General features: G+C 62.6%; 20 protein-coding genes. 6 read left to right on the forward strand and 14 right to left on the reverse strand.

The window, feature by feature from the left end; genetic code table 11:
• Positions 1–107 precede the first annotated feature (107 nt).
• Complete coding sequence (locus NKH04_RS20975) at positions 108–1031, forward strand: PfkB family carbohydrate kinase (RefSeq protein WP_353044864.1); 924 nt, start codon at positions 108–110, stop codon at positions 1029–1031.
• Between the two features lie 34 nt (positions 1032–1065).
• On the opposite strand, the gene NKH04_RS20980 is transcribed toward NKH04_RS20975, so the two are convergent.
• Complete coding sequence (locus NKH04_RS20980) at positions 1066–1389, reverse strand: TfoX/Sxy family protein (protein WP_023674693.1); 324 nt, start codon at positions 1387–1389, stop codon at positions 1066–1068.
• Between the two features lie 90 nt (positions 1390–1479).
• Between NKH04_RS20980 and NKH04_RS20985 the strand changes: the two genes are divergently transcribed.
• Positions 1480–1977, forward strand: coding sequence for a GFA family protein (locus NKH04_RS20985; protein WP_352458423.1), 498 nt, complete (start codon positions 1480–1482; stop codon positions 1975–1977).
• Here the strand turns inward: NKH04_RS20985 and NKH04_RS20990 are convergent.
• From NKH04_RS20990 to NKH04_RS21030, 9 genes are all read right to left on the reverse strand, one after another.
• A complete protein-coding gene (locus NKH04_RS20990) occupies positions 1974–2507 on the reverse strand; it encodes a DUF2199 domain-containing protein (RefSeq protein WP_352474721.1) in 534 nt (177 codons plus the stop codon). The genes NKH04_RS20985 and NKH04_RS20990 overlap by 4 nt on opposite strands.
• A gap of 11 nt (positions 2508–2518) precedes the next feature.
• Positions 2519–2905, reverse strand: coding sequence for a Fe-S cluster assembly scaffold SufA (sufA, locus tag NKH04_RS20995; RefSeq protein WP_352474720.1), 387 nt, complete (start codon positions 2903–2905; stop codon positions 2519–2521).
• 111 nt (positions 2906–3016) lie between these two features.
• Entirely contained in the window at positions 3017–3409 is a 393-nt protein-coding gene (locus NKH04_RS21000) for an SUF system Fe-S cluster assembly protein (protein WP_352474719.1), read from the reverse strand.
• 5 nt (positions 3410–3414) lie between these two features.
• Positions 3415–4656 carry a cysteine desulfurase gene (locus tag NKH04_RS21005; RefSeq protein ID WP_352918674.1) on the reverse strand — a complete coding sequence of 414 codons (1242 nt, stop codon included), beginning with the start codon at positions 4654–4656 and terminating at the stop codon, positions 3415–3417.
• Positions 4657–4708: 52 nt separating this feature from the next.
• Entirely contained in the window at positions 4709–5977 is a 1269-nt protein-coding gene (sufD, locus tag NKH04_RS21010) for a Fe-S cluster assembly protein SufD (protein WP_353044865.1), read from the reverse strand.
• 43 nt (positions 5978–6020) lie between these two features.
• On the reverse strand, positions 6021–6776 hold the full coding sequence (sufC, locus tag NKH04_RS21015) for a Fe-S cluster assembly ATPase SufC (RefSeq protein ID WP_352681963.1): 756 nt from the start codon (positions 6774–6776) through the stop codon (positions 6021–6023).
• A gap of 72 nt (positions 6777–6848) precedes the next feature.
• Complete coding sequence (locus NKH04_RS21020) at positions 6849–7166, reverse strand: hypothetical protein (RefSeq protein WP_352681965.1); 318 nt, start codon at positions 7164–7166, stop codon at positions 6849–6851.
• A 10-nt stretch (positions 7167–7176) separates the two neighbouring features.
• Positions 7177–8694 carry a Fe-S cluster assembly protein SufB gene (gene sufB, locus NKH04_RS21025; protein WP_352932881.1) on the reverse strand — a complete coding sequence of 506 codons (1518 nt, stop codon included), beginning with the start codon at positions 8692–8694 and terminating at the stop codon, positions 7177–7179.
• Between the two features lie 189 nt (positions 8695–8883).
• A complete protein-coding gene (locus NKH04_RS21030; protein WP_353044866.1) occupies positions 8884–10062 on the reverse strand; it encodes a cysteine desulfurase family protein in 1179 nt (392 codons plus the stop codon).
• A 255-nt stretch (positions 10063–10317) separates the two neighbouring features.
• Between NKH04_RS21030 and NKH04_RS21035 the strand changes: the two genes are divergently transcribed.
• Positions 10318–10992 carry an alpha/beta hydrolase gene (locus tag NKH04_RS21035; RefSeq protein ID WP_023674683.1) on the forward strand — a complete coding sequence of 225 codons (675 nt, stop codon included), beginning with the start codon at positions 10318–10320 and terminating at the stop codon, positions 10990–10992.
• Positions 10993–10998: 6 nt separating this feature from the next.
• A complete protein-coding gene (locus NKH04_RS21040; protein ID WP_353044867.1) occupies positions 10999–11649 on the forward strand; it encodes an FMN-binding negative transcriptional regulator in 651 nt (216 codons plus the stop codon).
• A 40-nt stretch (positions 11650–11689) separates the two neighbouring features.
• Here NKH04_RS21040 and NKH04_RS21045 read toward each other — a convergent pair whose 3' ends face one another.
• Entirely contained in the window at positions 11690–12022 is a 333-nt protein-coding gene (locus tag NKH04_RS21045; RefSeq protein ID WP_023674681.1) for a lipid-A-disaccharide synthase N-terminal domain-containing protein, read from the reverse strand.
• On the reverse strand, positions 12015–12743 hold the full coding sequence (locus NKH04_RS21050; protein ID WP_352474713.1) for a glycosyltransferase family 2 protein: 729 nt from the start codon (positions 12741–12743) through the stop codon (positions 12015–12017). The genes NKH04_RS21045 and NKH04_RS21050 overlap by 8 nt, the downstream gene beginning before the upstream one ends.
• Positions 12744–13130: 387 nt before the next feature.
• Here NKH04_RS21050 and tyrS point away from each other — a divergent pair, with 387 nt between their 5' ends.
• Positions 13131–14384 (forward strand): tyrosine--tRNA ligase, encoded by a 1254-nt coding sequence (gene tyrS, locus NKH04_RS21055; RefSeq protein ID WP_352501564.1) that lies wholly within the window; start codon positions 13131–13133, stop codon positions 14382–14384.
• A 547-nt stretch (positions 14385–14931) separates the two neighbouring features.
• Here the strand turns inward: tyrS and NKH04_RS21060 are convergent.
• A complete protein-coding gene (locus NKH04_RS21060; protein WP_353044868.1) occupies positions 14932–16026 on the reverse strand; it encodes an alkene reductase in 1095 nt (364 codons plus the stop codon).
• A 57-nt stretch (positions 16027–16083) separates the two neighbouring features.
• Entirely contained in the window at positions 16084–16872 is a 789-nt protein-coding gene (locus tag NKH04_RS21065; protein WP_352501562.1) for an SDR family NAD(P)-dependent oxidoreductase, read from the reverse strand.
• 110 nt (positions 16873–16982) lie between these two features.
• On the opposite strand from NKH04_RS21065, the gene NKH04_RS21070 reads away from it, so the two are divergent.
• Positions 16983–17546 (forward strand): TetR/AcrR family transcriptional regulator, encoded by a 564-nt coding sequence (locus tag NKH04_RS21070; RefSeq protein ID WP_353044869.1) that lies wholly within the window; start codon positions 16983–16985, stop codon positions 17544–17546.
• The last annotated feature ends 576 nt before the right edge of the window (positions 17547–18122 follow it).

Genomic DNA, 18122 nt, shown 5'->3' on the forward strand with positions numbered 1-18122 from the left:
TCGCATGCGGCGCCGTTGCCGTTACCGACCGAATCGGACCCGCGATTGCAGGGTTCCGCCCGGCGACCTAGTCTCCCCGGGCAACAGCTAAAGGGCATTTTGACGGCATGATCAAATCCCCGACGATCCTGGCCGTGGGCGGCGCCTATATCGAGCGGCGCGGCCGGGTTGCCGGCGCCTTCGTGGCAGCAGCGTCTAATCCCGGCACGATGCGCGAGCATGTCGGCGGCGCCGTCTTCAACGCCTTGCGCTGTGCGGTGCGACGCGGCGCCTCGGCCTCGCTGCTTTCGGTACGCGGCGGCGATGCCCTGGGCGACACGGTTTTACGCGCCGTCATCGAGGCCGGCATTACCGACCTGTCGGCGGTGTTCCTCGACCGAGCAACGCCAAGCCATACGATGCTGATCGACAGCGACGGCGGGCTGATCGCCGGCCTTGCCGACATGGTGCTCTACGAGCTGGCGCTTCCCAAGCAGATCCGCCGCGCCAAGGTGCGGGAAGCGATCGGTTCGGCCGACGCGGTGCTGTGCGACGCCAACCTGCCGTCGACCGCGCTGGAGCGGCTGGCGGCACTCGCCGCCGGCAAGCCGGTGTTTGCGCTTGCGGTCTCGCCCAACAAAGCGGCGCGGCTGACGCCGGTGCTCGACCGTCTGGCGATGGCCTTCATGAACCGGCACGAGGCCGGCGTGCTCGCCGGCGTCCAAATCGATCAAGGCATCGTCGACGGCCTGAGACGCGCCGGGCTGAAAAGCGGCGTGATCACCGCCGGCGACGAACCAGTGCTCGGTTTCGACGAATTGAGCGCGTTCTCGATCTCGCCACCGCCGCTGCAAAAGCGGACCGATGCTGCGGGCGCCGGCGACGCATTGGCAGGCGCCACGATCGCTGCCCTGCTGCGCGGCCTGACGCTGCGCGCGGCACTGCGCGAAGGCATTGCCGCAGCGATGCTCGTCGTCGAGAGTGCCGCCTTCACCAGCGCTGGCTTTGCCGAAGCGCTGGCGCTCGTGCCCGAGGCGCGGGACCTGGCGTGAAATGCGGCCCGGAATTGCCGAAGCATGACGCAGCCTATTTGCCGGCGCGCCGTCCTGCCTCGTAGGCGCGGCGCGCCCAGATCGCCATCTCGTCGGGATCGTCGAACGCGCTGTCGGGAACGCTCCAATAGGGCATCGACACGAGCTTGCCGTGGCGCGAGCCGGTATAGGTCCATTGCCGGCAGCCGGCCGCTTCGAAATCGGGCGCGCTTTCGGCGTCGGCCTTCAGCATCAATTCGCCACCGATGACGATGGCGACGATGACGCCGTCGAAATAGATGCCCTTGCCGCCGAACAGCTTGCGGATGCTGACCGGGCCGAGGCCTTCGAAAAGCTCTTCTATGCGCTCGTTGTCCATGCGGCGATCATGTCATCCGGATTTCCTCTTGTCATCGCCGCAACCGGCGCCATCCTGACAAAGTGCAAATCACTTTAGTCGGAGTTTCTCATGCCGCTTCTGCTCAAAGGGTCCTGCCGGTGCAATGCCGTGCGTTTCGAGGTGGAAAGCCACACGCCGGTGCCGTTCATGCTGTGCTACTGCTCGATCTGCCGCAAGCAGCAGGGCGGCGGCGGTTTTGCCATCAATCTCGGCGCCGATTACGAGACGCTGAAAATCCAGGGCAAGCGCCATCTCGGCGTCTACCGCGCCGAGATCGAGGACGACGAGCACCCGCAACGCGAGACCTCGACCGGCGAGCGGAACTTCTGCACGAAATGCGGGACGGCACTCTGGCTCTACGATCCGACCTGGCCGGAGCTGGTGCACCCCTTCGCCTCGGCGATCGACACAGACCTGCCGAAGCCGCCGGAGAAGGTGCATCTGATGCTGAAATACAAGGCGAACTGGGTCGAGCCGGATATCGGCAAGGGCGACAAGGTCTTCGATGTTTACCCGGAGGAGTCGATCGCAGACTGGCACAAGCGAACGGGGATGTGGGTGGATTAGTTGCTCCCGGCCTTAGGTCGGTGCGTGAGAGCCACCCAGCGCTCTATCTGCGCCACATCCACCCCACTGCGTTGGGCCGCAACCAAGGGATGATCTGCATCATGCAGAAACACCTTCGGACGCTGATCACCGGGCTGAAATACAACATTGGCATGCAGATGCAACGAGCCGGGATACTCAGGAATGTTGTGCATCAGATATCCAAAACAGAGTTCTTCTTCATACTGGCCACTGTCATATCCATCTCGGTATAGATCCCAGCTTTTTTCCGAGACCGACATCCATACGCCGAAACAGAACTCGCTGGATAGCTGAGGCACTGGCAGAGGCAGCAAGCAACGAACAAACCGATCTGTTACCCCCGACGCACGGCGCACCTCGCAGAAATCTTCATTCTTACGAAAGGTCGCTCGAGCGGCATCGTCAAGCGTGTCCGTGTCCACGGGCGCACCGAACGCCATATCTGTTGGAAGCCCGGTATATTCCTGACCGCAACAGGCACACCGCCAGCGATATGCCTCGGCACTCATCACCAGAGACGCTAAGCCGCGCTTGCTTCGCGCGCCTCGGCCAGTGCCTTCAGGTCGGCCGGCTTCAATTCGACCGATTCGCCGCAGCCGCAGGCCGAGCTCTGGTTCGGATTGCGGAAGGTGAAGCCGGTTCGCAGTGTCGTCTGCTCGAAATCCATCTCGGTGCCGAACAGGAAAAGTGCCGCCTCCGGCGCGACATAGACATGGGCGCCATCGCGCTCGATATGGTCGTCCTTGGTGTTCGGCTCGGTCACCAGATCGACCGTATATTCCATGCCGGCGCAGCCGCCCTTCTTGATGCCAAGGCGAATGCCATGCGCATTCTCACGGGTCGCGACGATCTCGCGCACCCGGTCGGCAGCCTTTTCGGTCATCGTGATGACGGCGAAGCGTCCCATGTCTTTCCTTCTCCATTCTTTGCAGGTTCAAGGCCTGCCGAATGATTCCTCACCTAAAATGGTGAAGTTTTGTACCCGGCGCAAGTGCGCCAGCCTCCGGCTGGTCGGATGCTAATACCAGCCCACCGCCACCTGTGCCTCTTCCGACATGCGGTCGGGCGACCAGGGGGGATCGAAGGTCATGTTGACCTCGACGCCGGAAACGCCTTCGACGGCGCCGACGGCATTTTCGACCCAACCCGGCATTTCGCCGGCCACCGGGCAGCCCGGCGCGGTCAGCGTCATGTCGATCTTGACCGAGCGGTCGTCCTCGATGTCGATCTTGTAGACCAGGCCGAGCTCGTAGATGTCGGCCGGGATTTCCGGGTCGTAGACCGTCTTCAGCGCCGAGACGATGTCGTCGGTCAGCCGCGCCAATTCGTCGGCGGGGATTGTCGATCCGGAAACCGCCGCATTGGTCGTCGCTTCCGAATTGGTCTCGGCGGTGTGGCTGGCATCATCCATGATCGTCACCCGAAGAATTTTCGCGCTTTTTCCAGCGCATCGGCCAAAGCATCGACTTCGGCCCTGGTATTATACATGCCGAACGACGCCCTGCATGTGGATGTTACGCCGAAGCGTTTCAACAGCGGCTGGGCGCAATGCGTGCCGGCGCGGACCGCCACTCCCTGCCGGTCGATGACCATCGACACGTCATGGGCATGGATACCCTGCAGCTCGAACGAGATGATGGCGCCCTTGCCGGGCGCATCGCCGAAGATGCGCAGCGAGTTGATGGCGCGCAGTTTTTGATGCGCATAGTCCTTCAAATCGGCCTCGTGCGCGGCGATGCGCTCGCGGCCGATCTTTTCCATGTATTCGAGCGCGGCACCAAGCCCGATTGCCTGCACGATCGGCGGCGTGCCGGCCTCGAAACGGTGCGGCGGATCGTTGTAGGTGACGATGTCTTGCGTCACCTCCTCGATCATCTCGCCGCCGCCCATGAACGGGCGCATGCGCTCCAGAATATCCTTCTTGCCATAGAGCACGCCGATGCCCGACGGGCCATAGACCTTGTGGCCGGTGAAGACGAAGAAATCGCAGTCGAGATCCTGCACGTCGATCGGCATATGCACGGCGCTCTGGCTGCCGTCGACCAGCACCGGAATGCCGCGCGCATGGGCGATGCGCACAATGTCCTTGATCGGCGTCACCGTGCCCAGCGCATTCGACATGTGGGTTATGGCGACCAGTTTTGTCCGGTCGGTCAGCCGCTTTTCGAATTCCTCGATGTGGAAGACGCCGAGATCATCGACCGGCACCCAGACCAGTTTGGCGCCCTGCCGCTCGCGGATGAAATGCCACGGCACGATGTTGGAATGATGCTCCATGATCGACAGCACGATCTCGTCGCCTTCGCCGATGTTCGGCATGCCGAAACCATAGGCGACCGTGTTGATCGCCGCCGTGGTGTTCGAGGTGAAGACGATGTTGTCGGTGCTCGGCGCATTCAGAAATCTCTGCACTATCTTGCGCGCGTTCTCATAGGCGTCGGTCGCGGCATTCGACAGGAAATGCAGGCCGCGATGGACGTTGGCATATTCCTGGGAATAGGCGTGCTGAATAGCGTCGAGCACCGCCTGTGGCTTCTGCGCCGAGGCGCCATTGTCGAGATAGACCAGCGGTTTGCCGTAGATTTGCCGCGACAGGATCGGGAAGTCGCGGCGGATCGCCTCGACGTCGTAGGGGATGTTTTCGACTTTCTGGTCCATCACAACTCTCTCGAGGCACCGCCTCATTCCGTCCAGCACCCCTCAGTCACCTCTACCCGTGCGTCAAAAACCAATCGTCGAGCCGTGCTTCGAGCGCCTCGACGATGGCCTCGTCGTCCAGTTCCTCGATCACTTCGGCGACGAAGGCCTTGACCAGCAGGCCGCGCGCGGTCTTCTCGTCGATGCCGCGCGCCATCAGGTAGAACAGATGGCTGTGGTCGATCTCGGTGACGGTCGCGCCATGGCCGCAGACGACGTCGTCGGCGAAGATTTCGAGTTCCGGCTTGGTCGAGAACTCGCCGTCGTCCGACAGAAGCAGTGTGTTGCAGGCCATCTTGGCGTTGGTTTTCTGCGCATATTGGTGGACGTTGATGCGGCCCTGGAAGACGCCGCGCGCCTTGCCGGTCACCACGTTGCGGATGACTTCGGTCGAGGCGGTATGCGGTACGGCGTGGTCGAGCACCATAGTAACGTCGGTATGGGTATCGCCGGCGAGCAGATTGATGCCGCGCAAGGTGAATTCGGCGCCCTCGCCGGTCGTCTTCACAACGACCTCCTGGCGGACAAGCTTACCGCCGGCATTCATGACGAACAGCGTCAGTTTCGAATTCTTGCCGAGATGCGCCTTGAACTGGGCAAGATGCGTTGCCGTATCCGGCTGCTCCTGCACGACCAGCCATGTCACTTCGGCGTCCTCGCCAAGCACAAGCTGGCTGACCGAGCTGACCAATGCCGCCCCCTCGCCTGCCTGGCGTTCGACGACGACAGCCTTGGCGCCGGCACCGACACGGACGGCCAGCCGTACATGCGTCTGTCCACCGGCCTGCAAATTCTGCAATTCGAGCGGCTTGTCCAGTTGGGCACCGTCGGCGATGTCGACGAAATAGCCGTCGGCGACAAAGGCAGTGTTGAGCGCGCCGATGGCGTCGTCGCTGCCATAGGAATCCAGCCCCGGGGCGATGCTGCCGTCGGTCAGCTTCTCCGACAGGCGCTGCACGGCAACGCCTTCGATACCTGGCAGTTTCGTACTCGAAACGCCGTTCAGCACCGGCAAAACGCTGGACCCTTCGACGATCGGCGCAATGGCTTTCGCGACCGCTGCCGGATCGAAGTCCGGCACCGAAGTCAGCAGCCGGCGCAGGTCCGTATAGTGCCAGGATTCGATGCGCCGCGTCGGCAGGCCGCTCTTGATCGCCTCGATGGCGTCGTCGCGCTTTAGCATCACCGCGCCGTCGCCGGGCAGCAGCGACAGCCGCTCGCCAAAGGCGTCGATCAGCGCCGTTTCGGCTAATGTCCGCTGGGGTGTCGTGTGCATATTCATCAGTATCGCCTTGTTTGGCTTGCCTTCCGGGCCCGCTTGCATCTCACGCGGCTTGCCCGATCACGCCGGCATAGCCATTGGCCTCGAGGTCGAGCGCCAGCGACTTGTCGCCCGACTTGATCACCTGGCCCCTGTAGAGCACGTGCACCGTATCCGGGACGATGTATTGGAGCAGGCGCTGGTAGTGGGTGATGACGACAATGGCCCGGTCCGGCGAGCGCAGCGTGTTGACGCCGTCCGCGACGATCTTCAGCGCGTCGATATCGAGACCGGAATCGGTCTCGTCGAGCACGCAGAGTTTCGGCTCGAGCAGCTTCATCTGCAGGATCTCGGCGCGTTTCTTCTCGCCGCCGGAAAAGCCGACATTGAGCGGCCGCTTCAGCATCGCCATGTCCATGTTGAGCGAGGCGGCAGCTTCCTTCACGCGCTTGAGGAATTCCGGGATTTTCAGCGGCTCCTGGCCGCGCGCCTTGCGCTGCTCGTTCATCGCGACCTTCAAAAATTCCATCGTCGCCACGCCCGGTATCTCCATCGGATACTGGAAGGCGAGGAAGATGCCGGCGGTTGCGCGCTCGGCGGGATCCATTTCGAGGATCGACTGGCCGTTGTAGAGGATGTCGCCCTCGGTGACCTCATAATCCTCGCGCCCGGCAAGGATATAGGACAGCGTCGATTTTCCCGAGCCGTTCGGCCCCATGATGGCGGCGACCTCGCCGGCCCTGACCGTCAGGTTCAGGCCGCGAATGATCTCGGTGCCGTCGTCGACGATACGGGCATGGAGGTTTTTTATCTCAAGCATTTTTTGCAGTCTTTCAGTCGTATTGGATCGTGGCGTTAGCCGCTGAATGAATGTGTTACGTCAATCTCGCCTTCATGGACTCGTGCCCTCCTCAGACCAGAGGCCGGACCCGTCAATAAAGCCGAGCGCTTCCTTCCCGCCGCAGCCGAACCGACGTTTTACCGAACGCCGCGCGTCCAAACGTGAAACGCCCGACGCCCGCTGACTGCTAAGAAATTTTTCAACTTCGTCAGATGTCACGACCAAATCACGAGCCGGCTGGAGTTCGAGCCCATACCGTCCGCGAATCTCCTTGATCGTCTTAATCGGGTCTTCCCCACGAGCATTCTGTTCGCGCACAAACTCCTGCGCGTCGGTATGTGGGGATACGTCTCTGTCAACAAGGTTCATGGCGACGTTACTACCCTACACTCCCCTCGAGGCTGATCCCGATCAGTTTCTGCGCCTCGACCGCGAACTCCATCGGCAGCTGCTGGATGACGTCCTTGACGAAGCCGTTGACGATCAGCGCGATCGCCTCTTCTTCCGGAATGCCGCGCTGCATGACGTAGAACTTCTGGTCCTCTGAAATCTTCGAAGTGGTCGCCTCGTGCTCGAACTGCGCGGTCGAATTCTTGGCTTCCATGTAGGGCACGGTGTGTGCGCCGCACTGGTCGCCGATCAGCAGCGAGTCGCAATTGGTGAAGTTGCGGGCGTTGGTCGCCTTGCGGTGCGCCGAGACCTGGCCGCGATAGGTGTTCTGCGAGTAGCCGGCGGCGATGCCCTTGGAGATGATGCGGCTCGACGTGTTCTTGCCGAGGTGGATCATCTTGGTGCCGCTGTCGACCTGCTGGTAGCCGTTCGAGACGGCGATCGAATAGAACTCGCCAGAGGAATCGTCGCCGCGCAGGATGCAGCTCGGATATTTCCAGGTGATCGCCGAACCGGTCTCGACCTGCGTCCACGAAATCTTCGAGCGATGGCCGCGGCAGTCGCCGCGCTTGGTGACGAAATTGTAGATGCCGCCCTTGCCTTCGGCGTCGCCGGGATACCAGTTCTGCACCGTCGAATATTTGATCTCGGCATCGTCGAGCGCGATCAGTTCGACCACCGCGGCGTGAAGCTGGTTCTCGTCGCGCTGCGGCGCCGTGCAGCCTTCGAGATAGGAGACGTAAGCCCCCTCCTCGGCGATGATCAGCGTGCGCTCGAACTGGCCGGTATTCTTCTCGTTCATGCGGAAATAGGTCGACAATTCCATCGGGCAGCGCACGCCCTTGGGCACGAAGACGAACGAACCGTCGGTGAACACGGCCGAATTCAGCGTTGCGTAGAAATTGTCGGAGGTCGGCACGACCGAGCCGAGATACTTCTTCACCAGCTCCGGATGCTCGCGGATGGCTTCCGAGATCGAGCAGAAGATGACGCCGGCCTGCGCCAGCTCCTTCTTGAAAGTGGTGACGACGGAGACGGAATCGAACACCGCATCGACGGCGACGCGGCCCGACTTGTAGACGTTGTCGCTGGCTTCCTCGAACTCCGACGCATCGGTCTTCTGCACGCCGGCGAGGATTTCCTGTTCCCTGAGCGGAATGCCGAGCTTCTCATAGACCTTCAGCAGTTCGGGATCGACCTCGCTGAGCGAAGTCGGCCCCGGCGTGCTCTTGGGCGCCGCGTAATAGTGGAGGTCCTGGAAATCGATTTTGGGATAGTGGACGCGCGCCCATTTCGGCTCGTCCAGCGTCACCCAGCGGCGATAGGCTTCCAGGCGCCATTCCAGCATCCAGGATGGCTCGTCCTTCTTCGCCGAAATGAAGCGGATAATGTCTTCGCTCAGGCCCTTGGGGGCCTTGTCCATCGCGATTTCGGTCTGGAATCCGTATTTATACTGGTCGACATCGATCTTTCGAACTCGATCGATCGTCTCCTGCACAGCAGGCATCAGCGTTCTCCATCCACGCCGGGGTCAAGGCCCGGCAGTTTTCAAACTATGGCACCGCAAACGAGCACCCATCAGGCACCCGAGGCGGCGTAAGTTTCATATAGTGCGTTCATGCCGGAAATTCACCCGGCCAAATTCGAACGCACGGCTTCTACCAGGCCGCAAGGCCCTACATTTCGTCTGCCGCGCTCAGGCGGCTCGTTCCCTGCTTGCCTTTTCCTTGCCGGCTTGGCGCGCGACGATCGTCGCCAGCGCCGAACGGAACAGCTCAATGTCTTCGGCGCTGGTCGCGTGACCGACGGACACGCGCAACGCGCCGAGGCTGTCGCCATAACCCATGGCTTTCAGCACGTGACTCGGCCCTACTTTGCCCGACGAACAGGCCGATCCAGCCGAGAGCGCCACACCGGCTAGGTCGAAGGCAATCTGCGCCGTCTCGGCCTTGATGCCGGCAATAGCGAAGAATGTCGTATTGGCAAGCCTTGGCGCGCCGGTCCCGAAGATTTCGGCGTCCGGAACAAGCGTTTTCACGATCGCCTCGATTTCGTCGCGACGCTGCCGCACCGTTTCGATCGTTTGCAAGCCGGCAGACGCCTCGCGCGCCGCCGCGCCAAACCCGGCAATCGCCGCCAGGTTTTCGGTGCCGCCGCGATGGCCTTTTTCCTGGCCACCGCCGCTGACCAGCGGTCTTGGCATCATCAGGTCCGACGCCGCGACCATGGCGCCGACGCCCTTGGGTCCGCCGATCTTGTGCGAGGAGAGAATCAGATAGTCTGCGTAACCCGCTGACATATCGAGCGGAATGCGGCCCGCCGCCTGCACGGCATCGACAACCAGGATGCCACCCGCCGCCTTGACGATTTCGGCAATGCGGCCAACCGGCTGGATGACGCCGGTCTCATTGTTGGCGGCGTGGATCGCCACCAGCGGCAAGCCTTCGGCCTTGTCATGCGCACCGAGCGCTGCCGCCAGGGCGTCGAACCTGACGATGCCGTCGACGTCGACGCCGATTCGCGTTACCTGCCCCGTGGGGAAGCGCCCGCCATTCAGCAGGCAGGGATGGTCGGCCTCGGACACGTAAAGCCGGCTCATGCGGACAGCGCCGCGCCCCATCTGCCAGTCCGGGGTCAGCAGCGTCGAGGCCGCTTCCGTAGCGCCGGAGGTGAACACGACATGCTCGGCTTTGGCGCTGACCAGTCGCGCCACGTCGCGCCTGGCGTCTTCGATCAGCCGCCGTGCAGCGCGGCCCTCGGCATGAACCGAGGACGGGTTGGCGGCGACGTCGAGCGCAGCCACCACCGCCGCGCGCGCCGAGGCAAGCAGCGGCGCGCTGGCGTTGTAGTCGAGGTAGGCGCGTGCTCCGGCCATTTCCGTCCAACTGGTCCCTTCAAAAGCCGTTCCGCGAAGATAGCGCGTTATTTCCTTGAAATTGCAAGGCAAGACGTCCTATTTACGCGGCTTGTGGCGCGGGTGGCCGAGCCACAATTTTTGGCCGCCCAGTTTTGAACAATTCTAAACTAGCTTCTAGAAAGACGCTCGCCCTGCGTCAAGGCCTAGGGAAGACTGGGGCCAGAGGAAGAGTTGTTCCGGGCGCCACGCAATTTATGCCAAGTGGAGTATTTCATGCCTGAGGTCATTTTCACCGGTCCGGCCGGCCGCCTGGAGGGTCGTTATCAGCCCTCGAAGGAAAAGAGCGCGCCGATTGCCATCGTCCTGCACCCGCACCCCCAGTTCGGCGGCACGATGAACAACAAGATCGTCTACGACCTCTTCTACATGTTCCAGAAGCGCAATTTCACCACGCTGCGCTTCAATTTCCGCGGCATCGGCCGCAGCCAGGGCGAGTTCGACCACGGCACCGGCGAATTGTCCGACGCCGCCGCGGCGCTCGACTGGGTGCAGTCGCTGCATCCGGATTCCAAGAGCTGCTGGGTTGCCGGCTATTCGTTCGGCTCGTGGATCGGCATGCAGCTTCTGATGCGCCGGCCGGAGATCGAGGGCTTCATCTCGGTCGCGCCGCAGCCCAATACCTATGATTTCTCGTTCCTGGCGCCATGCCCGTCGTCCGGCCTGATCATCCACGGCGACGCCGACAAGGTCGCGCCGCCCAAGGACGTGCAGGGCCTGGTCGACAAGCTGCACACGCAAAAGGGCATTACCATCACCCAGAAGACCCTGCCCGGCGCCAACCATTTCTTTGCCAACCATGCTGAGCTTCTGATCGAGGAATGCGCGGACTACCTCGATCGCCGGCTGGCCGGGGAACTGTCCGACCCACGGCCGAAGCGGCTGAGATAATCGGCGATGTACCAACCGCCTCACTTCCAGGAAACACGGCCGGACGTCCTGCACTGGCTGATCCGGGCGCATCCGCTTGGCCTGCTGGTGTCGAACGGCGTCGAGGGGCCGGTCGCCAACGCGATTCCCTTTCTTCTAGACGCGGATGTGCCACCGAACGGCAGGCTGCGCGCCCATTTGGCCAAAGCCAATCCGCAATGGCGGCTTTTGGCCGACAATCCCCTGGCGCCGGTACTGGTCGTATTCCAGGGCGCCGATGCCTATGTGACGCCGTCCTGGTACGAGACCAAGCGTGAAACCGGCAAGGTGGTACCGACCTGGAACTACGCCATCGTCCAGGTGCGCGGCAGCGTCACGGTGATCGAAGACCAGGATTGGCTGGCCGAGCAGATTTCCGATCTGACGATGTCGCAGGAGGGCAGCCGCTCGGCGCCGTGGGCGGTGACCGACGCGCCGGCGCCCTTCATCCAGTCACAGATCAAGGGCATCGTCGGCCTGGAGATCGAAATCACCGAAATCAGCGGCAAATGGAAAGTCAGCCAGAACCGCCCGGCCGCCGACCGCGTCGGTGTCGCCGAGGGGCTCGAGAGCGAGACTGCCGATTCGGCCGACATGGTCCGGCTGGTAAGGTCTTACGGCGGGCTGGACGGCAAGTAATCTGGATTGCTTGCTCGACCGGTTCAGGCCGGTCGCGGGCTCAATCGACCTTGGTCATCGCCGCCTTGCGCTCGTTGGCGATCAGCCAGAGATTGCGGATGTAGATCAACAGGCCCATGGCCTGGCCGGCGATGAACACCGGATCCTGACGCTGGATGGCGTAGATCAGCAGCAGGCCGCCGCCGAACAGCGAAAAGAACCAGAAGGCGATCGGCACGACGCTGCGCTTGGCCTTTTCCGACGCCACCCACTGCACCAGAAAGCGCATGGTGAAGAAGAACTGGGCGACGAAGCCGAGCAGAACCCAGGCATCGAATTGCTTGACGAAAACATCGTGAAGCCAGGTCGCCAATTCCTGAAGCACGTTACCCATGCCTGATTTCCTCTACTTTGGGCATTCTGCGGCGCCTGCGGCGCAGCCACCAGACGCCGGCAAGATCGAGCACGCCCTGCAGGCCGCGATCGAAGATGCCGTAATTCGATTTGCCGTGACGGCGGGAGCGGTCGACGACATCGCAATGGACGACGCGGTAGCCCTCCTGGATGACCAGCGCCGGAACAAAGCGGTGGGTGCCGTCGAAGAACGGCAATTTCCGCAAAATGTCGGTGTAGATCGCCTTGAGGCCGCAGCCGGTATCCCGCGTCTCGTCGTGCAGGATGGCTTTTCTCAGCCCGTTGGCGAAACGCGACGCCAGTTGCTTGATCTTGCTGTCGCGGCGCTTCAGACGCTGTCCCTGCGCGGCCCCGACTTCGGGACCAGCCTGCCGCAGCGCGTCGATCAACACTGGGATATAACCGGGGTCGTTCTGACCGTCGCCGTCAATGGTGGCGACGATATCGCCGCGCGCCGCCCAGGCGCCCGAGCGCACCGAGAGCGACTGGCCGGCGGATTTTTCATGCCTGAGATGGCGCAGCGGAAACCGGCGAAGCGCTGCCTCTGCGGCAAGCACCGAAGGTGTATCGTCTGTCGAGCCGTCGTCGACGACAATGACCTCGAAGTCCCGCCCGGCCATGGCAGTGCCGATCTCGTCGAGCAGAAGCGGCAGGTTCGCCGCCTCGTTCCGGCAAGGAATGACGATGGATATCTCCGGCATCTCGACTCTGTCACAGGATATGGCATTCGATCGATGCCGCGCGGTCCAGTGGAAGAGCCCCGCTGGCGCGGCGCCTCATTACGCCAGCCGAAACAATGACGCAAGCAGGCCGCACGCTTGGGGTTCTCCCTTCTCCCCTTGTGGGAGAAGGTGGCCGCGCGAAGCGCGGTCGGATGAGGGGTGTTCCAGCTTGGCAAGGACGGCACTCCGTCCAACACCCCTCAACCGTCTCGGCGCTGCGCGCCAATCCACCTTCTCCCACAAGGGGAGAAGGCAAGAGGGTGTCGCAAAACCGGATTCCACTTTTGCTGATCGCGCTTGAGTGCTAAACGCCCGCCTTCATGCATCGCCGAGCCGCGTTCGGCCGGAAGCTTTTCGGGAAAGAAAATGTCCGCCTTCAAATCCGATTTCCTGCGCACGATGAGCGAGCGCGGTTTCATCCACCAGACCTCGGACGATGCCGGCCTCGACCAACTTTTCGCCACGGAAACGGTGAGCGCCTATATCGGCTTCGACGCCACCGCCAGGAGCCTGCATGCCGGGTCGCTGATCCAGATCATGATGCTTTACTGGCTGCAGCAGACCGGCCACCGGCCGATCGCGCTGATGGGCGGCGGCACCTCGATGATCGGCGATCCGTCGTTCAAGGACGAGGCGCGCAAGCTTTTGACGCCGCAGGACATCGAGGACAATCTCGCCGGCATCCGCCGCAACTTCACGCCCTACCTCAAATTTGGCGGCGGCCCCAACGACGCCGTCATGATCAACAATGCCGACTGGCTGATGGACATCAACTACGTCAATTTCCTGCGCGATGTCGGCCGGCATTTTTCGGTCAACCGCATGCTGGCCTTTGATTCGGTCAAGCTCCGGCTGGATCGCGAGCAGTCGCTGTCGTTCCTCGAATTCAACTACATGATCCTGCAGGCCTACGACTTCGTCGAGCTCTACAAGCGCCTCGGCTGCCGGCTGCAGATGGGCGGCTCCGACCAGTGGGGCAACATCGTCAACGGCATCGATCTCGGCCATCGCATGGAAGGCGCGCAGCTCTATGCGCTGACGACGCCGCTGCTCACCACCTCGTCCGGCGCCAAGATGGGCAAGTCGGCCTCGGGCGCGGTCTGGCTCGATGCGGAGATGCTGAGCCCATACGAGTTCTGGCAATACTGGCGCAACACCGAGGATGCCGATGTCGGCCGTTTCCTGAGGCTCTACACGACCCTGCCACTCGCCGAGGTCGGACGCCTCGAACGGCTCGGCGGCTCGGAGATCAACGAAGCCAAGAAGATCCTCGCCACCGAAATCACCGCCATGCTGCATGGCCGCGAGGCGGCGGAGGAGGCCAGCGAAACGGCGCGTAAGACGTTCGAAGAAGGGGCGCTCGCCGAAACACTGCCAACCGTCGAGGTGGGCAGGACCGATCTTGAAGCCGGCGTCGGCATATTGTCGCTGTTCGTCACCGCCGGGCTGGCCGGGTCCAACGGCGAGGCACGGCGGCATATCCAGGGCGGCGCCGTGCGCCTCAACGACCAGCTCGTGGCCGACGATCGCAGGATGGTGACGCTGCAGGACCTTGGCCCGGAAAACGTCGCGAAGCTGTCGCTCGGCAAGAAGAAGCACGTTCTGGTGCGGCCGGTCTGACCAGGGCCCGGCACTTCCTGTTAGATCTTTTCCGAAACCGGTTTCATCTTGCGGCGCTGACCTTCGGTTCGGAATCACCGCCGAGGTTAATCAGCTAGCTCCCGAGAATGGCCGAGATGCCATTCGTCTCATCGATCGGAACGAGCAGGTAGCGCAAATAGCGGACGTTCTGCGGCGCTTCGATGAACGTCTTGTTCGGGGCACGGAAGCGGACTTGCGGCTTGGAGGCTTGGAGGCTTGGAGGCTTGGAATGTGAGAAGCGGACGTTCAGGCGCCCCCATGCATCGACGCGATCTGACCCATTCACGACAGTCGAAATCACGGTGAACGGGTCCGCTTGCGCCGGTAAAGCGAACGTACGACGTGCTACGAATCTCGCCTGGCTGGTCCTGGGCGGACCAGAGGAGCTAACGTCTATGCTATAGCCCTCCATGGCCCTCCTGAATCCCTGGGTTTGGACACCAGTTCGAGCGGAACGCCAGAGAGATGCCCTGAGGCGCTGCTGTCACGTGGGATGGCTGCCTCGCAGGCGCCGCCCTCCGATAGCTCATGGGCGGCTTGAGGCGGCGATCGCGGGATAGTCGGTATAGCCAGCGGAGCCTCCGCCATAGAGCGTCGCCGAGTTGAACTCCGTCAGCGGCGTGCGCGTCTTCAGCCGTTCCACAAGGTCGGGATTGGCGATGAACGGGCGCCCGAAGGCGAAGAGGTCCGCCTTGCCCTCGCCGAGCCGCGACGCCGCGAGGTTGAGGTCGTAGCCGTTATTGGCGATATAGGTATTGTTGAAGCGGCGGCGGAGCGATCCGAAGTCGAACGGCGCGACATCGCGCGATCCGCCCGTGGCGCCCTCGACGACATGGATATAGACGATGCCCAAAGCATCGAGTTGATCGACGATATAGTCGAACTGCGCCTGGGGGGCGCTGCTCGAGACGCCGTTGGCGGGCGAGACGGGCGAAATCCGGATGCCGGTGCGCTCTGCGCCGATCTCCTCGACCACCGCAGTCGCAACCTCCAGCATCAGCCGGGCGCGGTTCTCGACCGATCCGCCATAAGCATCCGTGCGGACATTGGCACCGTCCTTGGCGAACTGGTCCAGCAGATAGCCGTTGGCGCCATGAATCTCGACGCCATCGAAGCCGGCCTCAATGGCGTTCGCGGCTGCTTGCCGGAAATCGTTGACGATCCCCGCAAGCTCGTCGAGCGCCAGCGCGCGGGGCTCCGAAACCTCGACAAAGCCGTTGTTCACGAACGTCTTGGTCGCGGCCCGGATTGCCGAGGGCGCGACGGGCGCGGCGCCGTTCTCCTGCAGATCGACGTGCGAGACGCGACCGACGTGCCAGAGCTGCAGGAAAATCCGCGCGTCCTTGGCGTGCACCGCGGTCGTGACCTTTCGCCAGCCGTCGATCTGAGCCTGAGAATAGATGCCGGGCGTGTCCTGGTAACCTTGTCCCTGCCGCGAGATCTGCGTGGCCTCGGAGATCAGCAGGCCGGCGGAGGCCCGCTGGCCGTAGTACTCGGCGGCAAGATCGCCCGGAACGAAGCCCGGGCCAGCGCGATTGCGCGTGAGGGGCGCCATGACGATACGATTGGAGAGCGTCAGCGAGCCGAGAGAATAAGGCTCAAAAAGTGCTTTGTTGGTCATAGGTCACCTTGTTTGTCCCGCCGCGACGAGGTCGTTATCAAATGGTTTCGTTGGTGTTCAGGCGACCTTGCGGTACCGCTCGGCGGGATGTTCGTTCCGATAGTTCGGAAGCATGGCCTGGCGCGCGGCCTGAAGCGCATCCCACTGCCCGGCATCGGGAAGCGGCGGGATGGTCACCGGTTCGCGGCGGTCGAAGCCGACCAGCGCCGCATCAACCAGATCGTCCACCTCCATCACGTTGGAAAGCGTGTTGATGTCGGCGCCGACGTGGCCCCAGATCTCCGTACGCGTCGTGGCGGGCAGCACGGCCTGGACGTAGACACCCTTCGGCGCGAGCTCGAGGCTGAGCCCCTGCGACAGAAACAGCACGAAGGCTTTGGTTGCGCCGTAAACCGTCATCCCGAACTCCGGCGCCAGCCCGACCACGGAGCCGATGTTGACGATCGACCCTTCGCCAGCTTTCGCAAGACGCGGGGCGATGGCGCTGGCAAGTCGCAGAAGCGCGGTCGTGTTGAGCGCAACCAGCCGGGCGACGTCATTGGTACTCTGCTCGATGAAGCTTCCGCCGATGGCTGTTCCGGCATTGTTGACGAGAATCCCGATGCGGGCGTCATCGCGCAGCCTCGTCTCTACCGTTGCAAGCTCGGCAGGCTGCGTAAGATCAGCCTGGATGATGTCGATCGCAACGCCAGTTTCCTGACGGAGCCGGGCTCCCAGTGCCTCCATTCGTGCCACGTCACGGGCAACCAGCACGAGGTCGTGTCCGCGGCGGGCGAACCGTTCGGCATAGGAAGCTCCGATGCCCGTGGAGGCGCCGGTGATGAGGACTGATGGAATGGTGGTCATGGCATTGCTCTTTTCTCTGATGGAACCTATATTCATGACGATCATCATGATTGCGGCTAAATATGATGGGCATCATGTAAATGTCAACGGGGCCGACGGAGAATTTTGAAATGAAGGTCAGTCGAGAGCAGATGGCGGAGAACCGTCACCGGATATTGGATGCGGCCAGCCGGCTGTTTCGCGAGAAGGGGTTCGACGCGGTCAGCGTGGCGGAAGTGATGAAGGCCGCCGGGCTCACCCATGGCGGCTTCTATGGCCATTTCAGTTCGAAGGACGACCTGATCGCGCAGACCCTTGCCCGCGTCCTCGCCGCGGACTCAGGCGGAGGGGGCGATCTTCGCGCTTATGTAGGTTCCTATCTTTCGCCCCGGCATCGGGACAACTGCGCCGGCGGTTGCCCGACGGCGGGCCTTGCCGCAGCCATCCGCCATCAGACCCCGGCTGCACGCTCGGCCATGACGGAAGGCCTACGATCGCAGATCGACCGTATCGGCAAGGCGCTCCCGGAGTTGGATCCGGCAGACAGACGCCGCGCGGCGATCGGAAGCTGGGCAGCGATGGTGGGGGCAGTAATCCTCGCCCGGGCGATCGACGATCCCGCGCTGTCGGATGAAGTGCTTGAGCAGACGCGCGCCTGGGTCGATGCCGGGATCAGCCAAGTGTCTGCCAGCTAGGTGGTCTGCGGCAGGAGTGCTCTCGTCGAGAGCAATGCGGCTATCGGCCTTGGTTGGGTGACTATCTTGCAGAATATCGCACCGCAGCATGCAATCAGCGGGATTCGCGGACCAAGAGGGTTTCGAACTTCCCTGTTGAGGCAACCATGCTGTCGCCCAATTTCCGCTAAACGGGCGAATGAAGCCGTTCAACGGCAGAACATCGAATGACCGCTCCTGGCGCAACTACGTCCTCAAGCGCGATCGCCGGTGATGTCCGCTGTAAGGCGGTGGCACAACTAACTTTAACGGCCGACATTGCTGAAGGGTTTCGGGTGCCGTCAGGCGTACGAAAGTCTCTGATGCAGGAACCCGCGGGCCGCAGGCGGTGAGCTATGGGGATTTGTGTTTCGGGGTGTGCCAGCGCCTGTCGCGAACTTCCGCATAGGACGCGGTGGGCATGTCGTGGAAGCGGCTTCCGGGCCAGGTCGCAGAGCCTGTAGCGTTGATTCCGACGGGATTGGTGTGCGTGACGACCGGCGTCACGGCAACGTGCACATAACATCCCGTTGACCGGCGCCAGCGTGGCGCGGCCGT

This window comes from Mesorhizobium sp. M1365 (genome assembly GCF_040317865.1).
In the GTDB taxonomy this organism is placed as follows: Bacteria; Pseudomonadota; Alphaproteobacteria; order Rhizobiales; family Rhizobiaceae; genus Mesorhizobium.